This is a genomic window from Haemophilus sp. THUN1690 (assembly GCF_059704375.1).
This window is the reverse complement of sequence record NZ_AP046582.1, coordinates 916,519-927,569: the sequence shown is the minus strand read 5'-3', so window position 1 is coordinate 927,569 and position 11,051 is coordinate 916,519. Positions and strand designations below refer to the sequence as shown.

Annotated in this window: 10 protein-coding genes; 5 read left to right on the top strand and 5 right to left on the bottom strand. The window is 38.7% G+C overall.

Annotation, left to right across the window (positions count from 1 at the left end):
- Positions 1–122: 122 nt before the first annotated feature.
- The gene (mgsA, locus tag AC6H22_RS04330; RefSeq protein ID WP_048954058.1) at positions 123–581 is read left to right on the top strand and encodes a methylglyoxal synthase; all 459 of its coding nucleotides are present in this window, start codon (positions 123–125) and stop codon (positions 579–581) included.
- Positions 582–648: 67 nt separating this feature from the next.
- Here mgsA and AC6H22_RS04325 read toward each other — a convergent pair whose 3' ends face one another.
- Positions 649–2,088 carry a YdgA family protein gene (locus tag AC6H22_RS04325; RefSeq protein WP_497513016.1) on the bottom strand — a complete coding sequence of 480 codons (1,440 nt, stop codon included), beginning with the start codon at positions 2,086–2,088 and terminating at the stop codon, positions 649–651.
- 313 nt (positions 2,089–2,401) lie between these two features.
- On the opposite strand from AC6H22_RS04325, the gene dnaK reads away from it, so the two are divergent.
- The 3 genes from dnaK to dnaJ all read left to right on the top strand — a co-directional run bounded on the left by dnaK (position 2,402) and on the right by dnaJ (position 6,148).
- Positions 2,402–4,309, top strand: a complete 1,908-nt coding sequence (gene dnaK, locus AC6H22_RS04320) for a molecular chaperone DnaK (RefSeq protein WP_497515420.1) — start codon at positions 2,402–2,404, stop codon at positions 4,307–4,309.
- Between the two features lie 224 nt (positions 4,310–4,533).
- Entirely contained in the window at positions 4,534–4,938 is a 405-nt protein-coding gene (locus AC6H22_RS04315; RefSeq protein ID WP_497515419.1) for a GyrI-like domain-containing protein, read from the top strand.
- Positions 4,939–4,999: 61 nt separating this feature from the next.
- A complete protein-coding gene (gene dnaJ / locus AC6H22_RS04310; protein WP_497513024.1) occupies positions 5,000–6,148 on the top strand; it encodes a molecular chaperone DnaJ in 1,149 nt (382 codons plus the stop codon).
- Between the two features lie 78 nt (positions 6,149–6,226).
- Here the strand turns inward: dnaJ and proA are convergent, their stop codons facing one another.
- Together proA and AC6H22_RS04300 are read right to left on the bottom strand one after the other, a co-directional pair.
- Positions 6,227–7,480, bottom strand: a complete 1,254-nt coding sequence (gene proA / locus AC6H22_RS04305; protein WP_497513026.1) for a glutamate-5-semialdehyde dehydrogenase — start codon at positions 7,478–7,480, stop codon at positions 6,227–6,229.
- Between the two features lie 20 nt (positions 7,481–7,500).
- Positions 7,501–8,163 (bottom strand): trimeric intracellular cation channel family protein, encoded by a 663-nt coding sequence (locus AC6H22_RS04300; RefSeq protein ID WP_005646565.1) that lies wholly within the window; start codon positions 8,161–8,163, stop codon positions 7,501–7,503.
- Positions 8,164–8,260: 97 nt separating this feature from the next.
- Here AC6H22_RS04300 and AC6H22_RS04295 point away from each other — a divergent pair, with 97 nt between their 5' ends.
- Positions 8,261–9,061 (top strand): HI_1241 family integral membrane domain, encoded by an 801-nt coding sequence (locus tag AC6H22_RS04295; RefSeq protein WP_046953049.1) that lies wholly within the window; start codon positions 8,261–8,263, stop codon positions 9,059–9,061.
- Between the two features lie 32 nt (positions 9,062–9,093).
- On the opposite strand, the gene AC6H22_RS04290 is transcribed toward AC6H22_RS04295, so the two are convergent.
- Together AC6H22_RS04290 and rsuA are read right to left on the bottom strand one after the other, a co-directional pair.
- On the bottom strand, positions 9,094–10,290 hold the full coding sequence (locus AC6H22_RS04290; RefSeq protein ID WP_046953050.1) for a Bcr/CflA family multidrug efflux MFS transporter: 1,197 nt from the start codon (positions 10,288–10,290) through the stop codon (positions 9,094–9,096).
- 1 nt (position 10,291) lies between these two features.
- Positions 10,292–10,990, bottom strand: a complete 699-nt coding sequence (rsuA, locus tag AC6H22_RS04285) for a 16S rRNA pseudouridine(516) synthase RsuA (protein ID WP_046953051.1) — start codon at positions 10,988–10,990, stop codon at positions 10,292–10,294.
- Positions 10,991–11,051 lie beyond the last annotated feature (61 nt).

The window sequence follows — 11,051 nt, the reverse complement described above, 5'->3', positions numbered from 1 at the left end:
TTTTGAAAGTGCGGTAATTTTTCTCACCTTTTGTAAAGCCTATTAAAATCATAAGTAAAACATTGCATTCTGTAGGGCTTTGCTTTAAAGTTTTTCAAACTTATTTCAAAAAGGAATCAATCATGCATATAACAACTCGAACGCTCACCCAACACAAACGTATTGCACTTGTGGCTCATGATAGCTGCAAAAAAAATTTACTGAATTGGACTCAAAAACATAAAGAAGCACTTAAGCCTCATATACTTTATGCGACAGGTACGACAGGGCATATTTTAGAACGAGAAACAGGTTTAAGCATTCAATCTTTATTAAGTGGTCCGATGGGCGGCGACCAACAACTTGGCGGATTAATCGCAGAAAAGAAAATCGACATGATGATCTTCTTTTGGGATCCAATGAATGCCGCACCACATGATCCAGATGTGAAAGCCCTCATGCGTATTGCAACAGTGTGGAATATTCCTGTTGCCATTAATCAAAGCTCCGCAGATTTTATGTTAACTTCAGTTTTATTTGAACAAGATGTCGAAATTGAAGTGCCAGATTATGAAGGGTATTTAAAAGAACGTTTAGCTTAAACTGTAACGAAAATTTACCGCACTTTATAGTGAAACAGGGCGATAATTTATCGCCCTGTTTTTGTTATCATCCAAAGCCCCCCATCACAAGCATAAAGAGTACCATTTTCAACTGTTCTTCTGGGATTGGCTTACCATTTAGTTTCAATTCGTTATTCTCTAAAGCAAGCGTTAATGTGACGGTTTTATCGGTGTTTACGATAATGCCATTTGCTTCGTCTTCAGCAATTAATTCGTCCATTCTGTAAACTAAATCTTGTTTTTGATTTTCTGGTATAAATTTAGATAACAATGAAATTGCAGTTTCTTTGTTCACATCAAAATTGATCGAAAAATCTTTGAATTGTTTGTATAAGTCGCTGCGCATTAAATCAAATTTAGGATTTGGCACTAAAGCAATATTCAGATCCAATGCCACTTTGCCTTTTTCATCAGAAATAGAAAGAGGGGCAAATTTAATTTGAGGCTGATTATTCGCAATGGCCATGCCTGCTTGTTGTAATTTTTGCACTAATGGTTTAGGTAACGGCATATCTGAATCAGCCTTGCCTATTGCTACTAAAATGTTTAAAAGTTCTTGTAATGCGTTGCCATCAATATGGTTGAATTCTACATTGTTGGTCACTTTACCTAAGTTGTTACCGTTAATATTTAATTCATCCAGATTTGTTTTATTGATGATATTTACTGTATCACCCTGAACTTGTGTAGTTAAATTTGCTTGGCTGTTTTTCTGAATCAGAGAGAATTTTTCCCCAGCCTCTGCAGATTCGGTATTTTGCTCAAAATAGCCTATTTTACTATTGATATTTCCGCTATAAATAAGTGGCCATTTTGTGCTTTGTAGTGAGCCTTGTACGACAAGATCTTTTATTTTAATTGATGAAGCGGTTGAAACTGCATGATTTGGGTCATTTGAATTAAATGCATCTACAGATAACGTATAATTGCTTGGTTCATTTTTGTCTAAATCTATATTTAATACGACATTTGACCAATCAAAATCAGCCTTGGATTGCTCATTGTGATATTGCCCCGCTGCAAGTTTTAATTCCGCATTACCGCTTAATGAATAATTCATTGCGACATTTAGTTGTAACGGTTTCTCTGATTTTGTGATATCAAAGAATGCCTGAGTTGTTGCATTTTTTCCTAACAAGGTTTGGCTTGAAAAAATGGCTGGAACGAAATTTAGTTTCGCCACACGATCAAGCGGCAAAGGCCCGTGATAAAGTGTTGATGATAAAGGAATAAGGATCGTTTCATTTGCCTTGTGGATTTCTATTTGATCTTGAATATGAGATGCAAATAATCCTCTATCAAATTTTATATTTTTATAAAAAATTTTACTTTCTTCTAATGCATCTGTTTTGGCAAATAGTTGATTTAACTGTTTTAGTTGATGTAAATATTCTTCTTCCGCTTTTTTCCCTGTAAACCATGCACCGGTACACCAAACGGCAGCAAGAGCAACGACTACGCCTGCAGCAATTTTTGATTTTTTCATTTATTTCTTTCCTATTTTAAAGTAAAAATTTTCGCCAAATTTATCATAAATCCCTTTTTCTTGCATGAAAATTTTTGTTTTCCCCTTGAAGTTCATCATTTGAGACTTATCTTGAAAACAAGAACGGAAATCACCGCACTTGAAGAAATAAAAAATTTTTAAAATTTTCTCTTGAAATGCGAAAGAATATCCACATCTTACAATTCGTAACAAATAGGGCTTGTAGATGTTTCAAAAATATTTGTGATAGAGGCTATTTTGAGACGTTTATAAGTTCAACCCCGAATTTTAAAATTTTTACTAGGAGTACAAAATGGGAAAAATTATTGGTATTGACTTAGGTACAACAAACTCTTGTGTAGCTGTAATGGACGGCGACAAAGCGCGCGTAATTGAAAATGCAGAAGGTGCACGTACAACTCCTTCAATTATTGCTTATACAGATAATGAAACCTTAGTTGGTCAGCCAGCAAAACGTCAAGCAATCACTAACCCGAAAAATACATTGTTTGCGATTAAACGTTTAATTGGTCGTCGTTTTGAAAGTGAAGAAGTTCAACGCGATATTAAGATTATGCCTTTCGAAATTACTCGTGCTGACAATGGCGATGCTTGGGTAAACGTAAAAGGTGATAAATTAGCACCACCACAAATCTCTGCTGAAGTATTGAAAAAAATGAAAAAAACGGCAGAAGATTTCTTGGGTGAATCTGTAACAGAAGCGGTAATTACTGTTCCAGCATACTTTAACGATGCACAACGTCAAGCAACTATTGATGCAGGTAAAATCGCAGGTTTAGACGTTAAACGTATCATTAATGAACCAACAGCGGCTGCGTTAGCGTTTGGTTTAGGTTCAAGCAAAGAGAACCAAGTGATCGCAGTTTACGACTTAGGTGGTGGTACATTCGATATTTCAATCATCGAAATTGATAACTTTGATGGCGAACAAACTTTCGAAGTATTAGCAACAGGTGGTAACACTCACTTAGGTGGTGAAGACTTCGATAACCGTGTAATTGATTACATTATTGATGAATTCAAAAAAGAACAAAACATCGATTTACGTCATGACCCAATGGCGTTACAACGTGTGAAAGAAGCTGCAGAGAAAGCAAAAATTGAACTTTCATCAGCGCAATCCACCGAAGTAAACTTACCTTACATCACTGCAGATGCGACAGGCCCTAAACACTTAGCATTAAATATCACTCGTGCAAAATTAGAAGCATTAGTAGAAGATTTAGTGGCAAGCTCAATTGAGTCTTTGAAAGCTGTATTAAAAGATGCAGGTAAAGGCGTGAGTGAAATTCACGACATTATTCTTGTGGGTGGTCAAACTCGTATGCCACTTGTACAACAAAAAGTTGCAGAGTTCTTTGGTAAAGAAGCTCGTAAAGATGTTAACCCTGATGAAGCGGTGGCAATCGGTGCGGCTGTTCAAGGTGGTGTATTAAAAGGTGATGTGAAAGACGTTCTTTTATTAGACGTAACCCCATTATCTTTAGGTATCGAAACCATGGGCGGTGTGATGACCACTTTAATTGAGAAAAATACCACGATTCCAACCAAAAAATCGCAAGTGTTCTCAACAGCGGAAGATAACCAAAGTGCGGTAACTATTCACGTTCTTCAAGGTGAACGTAAACGTGCGGCAGACAATAAATCTTTAGGTCAATTCAACCTAGAAGGTATTAATCCTGCACCGCGTGGTATGCCACAAATCGAAGTAACATTTGATATCGATGCAAACGGCGTAATCAACGTATCTGCAAAAGATAAAAATACGGGTAAAGAACAACAAATTCGTATTCAAGCATCTTCTGGCTTATCTGATGAAGAAATTCAACAAATGGTGCGTGATGCAGAAGCAAATGCTGATGCAGACCGTAAATTTGAAGAAGTTGTTCAAGCTCGTAACCAAGCAGATGGTATTACTCACGCAACACGTAAACAAATTGCAGAAGCTGGCGATGCATTGAGTGCCGCAGACAAAGAGAAAATTGAAGCTGCAGTCGCTGATCTTGAAACAGCGGCAAAAGGTGAAGATAAAGCAGAAATTGAAGCGAAAATTGAAGCAGTAATTAAAGCCTCTGAACCATTAATGCAAGCAGCCCAAGCAAAAGCTCAACAAGCTGGTGGCGAGCAACCACAACAATCATCAGCAAAAGATGATGGCGTGGTAGATGCTGAATTTGAAGAAGTGAAAGATAATAAATAATTCACCGCTCTTCTTACCATAAACAAAGGGCGTGGAAACACGCCCTTTTGGTGTATATAAATGATCCCCCTCTTTAGAAAAGAGGGGTTAGGGGATATTTGATAGCGATATCAAATTCTCTTATTAGCTAAATTTACTTCTGCCAAATCTCCTCTTTGCTAAAGAGGGGAGTATGTTATAAGCGCCCAAATTTACCCAGAATTTTGTAAATTTAAGGAATAGTTATGCCACTTACACTTTATCCACTTGCTACAATTCGTACGCATAACACAAAAGAAAATCCCGCAGAAAAGATAGGAGAGCTTTGGCAGAATAATTTTGCAAAATTGCCTCAAAATGAGCCTTATTATGGTGTTTATCTGAATTACGAATCGGATTTTACGGGCTATTATGATGTTGCTGTTGCTCAAGAAAGTAAACCTGAAGGCAGTTTTTCAACCATTGAAATTGAAGATCTGACTTGGTATGAAATCTTCCCCACGACTTGTGAATTAGTAGTTCAAACGTGGCAACGCATTTGGAATAAAGAAAAGCAAGGCTTATTAAAACGTGCTTATAAAGTGGATTTTGAGAAATATTATCCAAATGGAAAAGTGGATATTTACATTTCAATTTGCCCGCATTGCTAAAATAGCGAATGTAAGCGGTCAGAAATGACAAAATATTTGCAAATAAAAATACGGAAACACTATGGCAAAAAAAGATTACTACGAAGTCCTTGGATTGAAAAAAGGGGCGAGTGAGAATGACATTAAACGTGCGTATAAACGTTTAGCATCTAAACATCACCCTGATAAAAACCAAGGCAGTAAAGAAGCGGAAGAAAAATTCAAAGAAATTAATGAAGCTTATGAAGTATTAGGCGACGATCAAAAACGCGCAGCTTATGATCAATATGGCCACGCAGCCTTTGAACAAGGTGGTGGCGCAGGTGGTTTCGGTGGCGGCTTTGGCGGTGCTGATTTTGGTGATATGTTTGGCGATATCTTTGGCGATATTTTTGGTGGCGGTGGCCGTGGTCGTCAACGAGTTGTTCGTGGCGAAGACTTACGCTATGACTTAGAAATCACTTTAGAAGAAGCCGTAAAAGGTATAACTAAAGATATTCAAATCAATACTCTTGTGCATTGTGATAGCTGTGGTGGTTCTGGTGCTGAAAAAGGCTCTAAAGTTGAAACTTGTCCGCATTGTCACGGTTCTGGTCGAATTCGTCGTCAACAAGGTTTCTTCGTATCTGAAAGTATCTGTCCAACTTGTCATGGTAGCGGTAAGAAAATTGAAAAACCTTGTCGCAGCTGTCATGGAGAAGGGCGTGTTCATAAGAAAGAAAATCTTTCAGTAAAAATTCCAGCAGGCGTAGATACGGGCAACCAACTTCGTTTAGCAGGAAAAGGCGCAGCAGGTGAAAATGGCGCGCCAGCAGGAGATTTATATGTTGTGATTCACGTGAGAGAACATAACATTTTTGAACGTGACGGTAACAACTTATATTGTGAAGTACCGATTAGTTTTGCTACAGCAGCGCTTGGCGGCGAAATTGAAGTACCGACCTTAGATGGCCGAGTGAAACTTAAAATCCCAGCTGAAACGCAAACGGGAAAATTATTCCGCATGCGAGGCAAAGGTGTCTCCTCTACACGTAGTGGTTATGCGGGTGATTTAATTTGCCGTATCGTGGTCGAAACACCCGTTAATTTAACCAGCGAGCAAAAAGAATTACTCCAAAAACTTGAAGAAAGTTTACAAGGTAAAGATTTAAGTAAACATGCACCGAAATCTTCAGGATTTTTGGACGGTGTGAAAAAATTCTTTGATAACTTGGGTAAGTCTGACAAATAAAGATAATGAAAAAGTCCGCATTTCGCGGACTTTTTTATATGCAAATAATCTCTTCTAAAAATTACCGCACTTTGGGTTTTATTTGCGAACCGTATATTCGCCTTCACATACCCATTTATAACTTGTTAATGCTTCTAATCCCATTGGGCCACGAGCATGAAGTTTTTGGGTACTCACGGCAACTTCTGCGCCTAATCCAAATTGTCCGCCGTCAGTAAAGCGTGTACTTGCATTCACATAAACGGCAGCCGCATCAACTTGATTGATAAATTGACGCGCGAGGTTTTGTGAGGAAGTTAAAATACTTTCAGAATGTTGCGTACCATATTGGCGGATATACTCAATAGCAGCATGAATATCTTCCACAACAACGATATTCAAATCCAATGATCCCCATTCTTCGCGCAATTCTTTTTCTGTCACTTCGCAGACATTCGCACCCGCTTGTTTTAATATATTAAGTGCGGTGGATTTTGCGTGATATTTTACGTTTTTGGTAGCGAGGTGAGAGACGAGTTTTGGTAAAAATTCTTTAGCAATAGAATGTTGAACTAACAATGTTTCCAATGTGTTACAGGTGCTTGGACGTTGTGTTTTAGCGTTATCAATAACACAAATCGCTTTATTTTGATCCGCACTTTCTTCAACGAAAGTATGGCAAACACCCACACCACCCACAATAACTGGAATAGTCGAATGTTGTTTACACAATTCATGTAAACCCGCACCACCACGAGGAATAATCATATCCACATAGCGATCTAGTTTTAATAATTGCATAACGAGTTCACGGTTTGGATTGGTAATGGCTTGCACTGCAAATTTTGGTAAGCCTGCTTGCTCTAAAGCATTTTGTACAACTTCGATTAAGATCTTGTTAGAAAACTGTGTTTCCTTACCGCCGCGTAAAATCACTGCATTACCCGTTTTAAGGCAAAGACTTGCCACATCAATGGTCACATTTGGGCGAGCTTCATAAATTGTGCCAATGACACCGATCGGAGTGCGTACGCGTTCGATTTTAAGTCCGCTATCCAATGTGCCGCCGTCTATGATTTTCCCAACAGGATCTGCAAGAGAAATAACGTGGCGTACATCATTAGCAATGCCTTGTAAACGTTCTTGTGTGAGCAGTAGGCGATCAATCAAGGCATCAGACAATCCATTTTGTTTGGCAAGTTCAATATCTTTTGCGTTTTCGGCTAAGATAAGCGGTGCTTGTTGTTCGAGTTGTTCTGCAATAATGGATAATGCACGATTTTTTTCAGCAGTGGTGAGTTGAGCCAAGATAAATGCGGCATCTTTGGCTTGTTTACCCATTTGTTCTAGCATAGTTATTCCCTTTATTGTATTTATTTCTTTTTATTTGGCAGCTTATCTTGTTCTTCCGATGTGAGTTCTTGGTAATTAAACACGGGTAAACCCCATTCGAAATGAATAGCTAAAAGGCGCAAAGTAAAGCTACTAATAAGTGTGAGTAACACGGCAAGTGTATGTTCTACTTGAAGTGTGCTTAATGCGTAATAAGTCAGAGTAGCAAATAGCGCAATGCTGGCGTAGAGTTCTTTTTGGAATACGAGAGGAATTCGATTGCATAGCATATCGCGTAGAACCCCGCCAAAGGCACCTGTAATACAGCCTGCAATGCTTACAATGGTGAGACCGTGTCCCATATCCATCGCAATTTGTGCGCCAATAATGGAATACACCACTAAACCCATCGCATCGAGTACCAAGAAAATAGTGCGAAAGTAGCGCATAAAATGATTGATGAACGGTGCAACATACACGGTAATTACCGCTGCACTTGCCACCATTAAAAAATATTCTGGATGCTTAACCCAGCCGAGAGGGTAATGTCCGAGTAGTACATCACGCACAGAGCCGCCTCCAATGGCAGTGACGGATGCGATAATTATCACGCCAAAAATATCCATTTTTTCACGACCAGCCGCAAGTGCACCTGTCATTCCTTCAGCGGTGATACCGATGATATATAAAATACTAAGTAACATTTATGTACCTAAGTGCGGTTATAATTGGTTTCATTCTACTTTAAAATTTAATGAATTTTTAGCATAATGGCGCATTATTTTTTCAGACGTCAAAATTATGTCAGAACAATCTTCTAAATATATCGCGGCATTGCTTGCGATATTATCGATCTCAATGGTGCTTGGCATCGATCTATTTATTTTTTCTTTGCAATCTGAAAAGCAAACAATGCCCCATTTAGGTGTAGGCGTGTTGGTTGCACAGCTAATTTCTTTGTTGGTGTTTTATCGCGGCGAAATTTGCCCAGGACAACGTGGTCGTTTAATCAAAGTTAATTTGACTTTTGCTATTTATTGGGCGGTGTGGTTGCTGATAAGCCTATTACAGAATAATCACACGCTTACTAACGTGATGAGCGTATGTGGCCTTTCTGTTGTGTATTTTATTTGGAAACAACCAAAAACTGAAAAAATCCGTAACAGTTTTTTATTGATGGCTGCATTAATTGCGGGTTTAGGTTGCTTGAGTTATTTAATGATTTTTGCCGTGCTTCCTGCAAGTGATTTTGCTGAGTATAACCCGTTTGCACCGATTTTATCTGGCGTGATTTTGGCAAATCTTGCGCTTGTTATTGCACGAAATCGTTTACAAGGTTTTATTGCATTGTTGCCCTTAGCCATGATTATATTGCTGGCCTTAAATGCTTTGGCAATATTTTTATTTTTACTTTTAAATGGCATGGAAAGTGCGGTTAATTCTGACAGTATTTTTGCTTACATCATTTATTTTGTTTGCCATTTTGTTATTGCGGCTATTCTGATTTTGCATAGTTTCCAAAAGTGGAAATTATCTGCCAATAGTTTATTTATCCTATTATTTATTGCTGTTTGTTTGCCGTTATGGATGGTCTTCGCTTAATAAAGGAAACAATCATTGAGCCGTGGGGATATTTACCTACGGCTTTTTAAATTTCGGCTGGTTAGAAAGTAATACGCCAATACGGAAATCGCGACACATGCCCCCATAGTAAAGAGCATTGGTGCGGCAGTATCCATTTTCATTGACGCAACTAAACTTCCCATAATTGCACCCACTGCAAAACGTACGCTACCAATCAAAGAATTTGCTGTGCCCGCCATTTGAGGACATCTTTCTAAAGCTGATGCCATTGAATTTGATGAAATCACTGGGTTTGGACCGACGAAAAAGGCGACGCCAATTGCCATTGGCCAAAAACCGAGATCTAAAAGTGCGGTCAAAATTAGCCACATTCCAGAAAGGAATTGAATTGTGAGGGCTATCCGTAACATTGTTTCTGCGCCCACTTTAGTGACAAATCGGCTATTTAAAAAAGAGGCAAAGATCATTGTAACGATATTCATCATAAAGAAATAACCGAACTGATCAACGGGAACGCCATAAATGCCGATATAGACAATTGATCCTGCAGTCACAAAAGCAAACAACCCACCAAAGCCAAAAGAGGCGGCAAACATATAGCCGAGCACGTCTTTTTGCTTCCAAAGCAGAAGGAAATTGCGAGCAATAATATTTAAGCGCAGCGGAATGCGATTTTCTTTTTTATGGGTTTCTGGAATGATGAAAAAGACCAATGTCGCGGCTAATAATCCCACGAGCGAAATAACGTAAAAAATCGCGTGCCAGTGGAAAAATTTAACGATGTAACCACCAATAATTGGTGCAACTAAAGGTGCAAGCATAAATACTAAGGTGATGGTGGACATTACTTTAGATAGCTGATCTTTACTAAATAAATCACGCAATAATGCGCCAGAAAGCACAACAGGGGCAGCACCAAAGAAACCTTGCACAAAACGAAGTGCGGTGAAATTTCCGACCGAATTTATTTCGGTGAGCACCAAAGCGGTTAGCGCGCCCACAATGACACCGAGTAAAATGATCGGTTTTCGTCCGAAACTATCACCAAAAGGCCCCCAAAAAAGCTGACCAAACGCCATGCCATAAGCAAAAGAAGTGAGCGTGTGTTGTACTTGCTCTGGACTCACGCCGAGATCTTTCGCAATTTCTAAAAAAGATGGCAAATACATATCCACTCCAAAAGGCGGTAGCATGGAGAGAATACCGAGCGTAAGAATAAAGATAAAAGTAGATTTTTGTTGACTCATCTTATTTCACCAAACTTTCGATTTCATTTTGAGTCAATGGGCGGTATTCGCCTTCTTCTAAGGATTCATCTAGTACAACATCCCCAATTTTCCAGCGATGTAATCCAACAACTTTATTCCCAAGTGCGGCAAACATACGTTTTACTTGATGATAGCGACCTTCAGAAATCGTCAAATTCACATTGTAATCATCTAAGATTTCTAATTTTGCTGGTTTAGTGGGTTCTTTTTCTCCGCGTAATAAAATGCCTTCCGCACAAGCAGCCGCATAATTTTCTTCTACGGGATCAGCTAATGTCACCAAATAGGTTTTTTCACAATGATGTTTTGGAGACGTGATGCGATGTGACCATTGTCCATCATCGGTAAGCAAGACGAGACCTGTTGTATCAACATCTAAGCGACCTGCGCTATGTAATTTCCCCGCTAAAGGGTAATCAAAAAATTGATAAATAGTTGGATAGTCGCCGTCATCATTAGAACAAACACAGCCTTGTGGCTTATTCAACATAAAATACTGGCCTTCTTCCACCCAAGTTAATAATTCATCTTCAAAATAAATTTCGTCTTCTTGTGAAATTTGTACCGAGCCACTTTTGACAATTTCACCATTAATTTTTACCGCACTTTGGCGGATCGCTTTTGTTGCTTGAGAACGCGTTAATCCCGTATTTTCAGCAATAAATTTATCTAATCTCATTATGTTTTCTCTTGTTAAAATTCGCTGGGCATTGTACAGGTTTTTGCTTTTAGAACGAAAC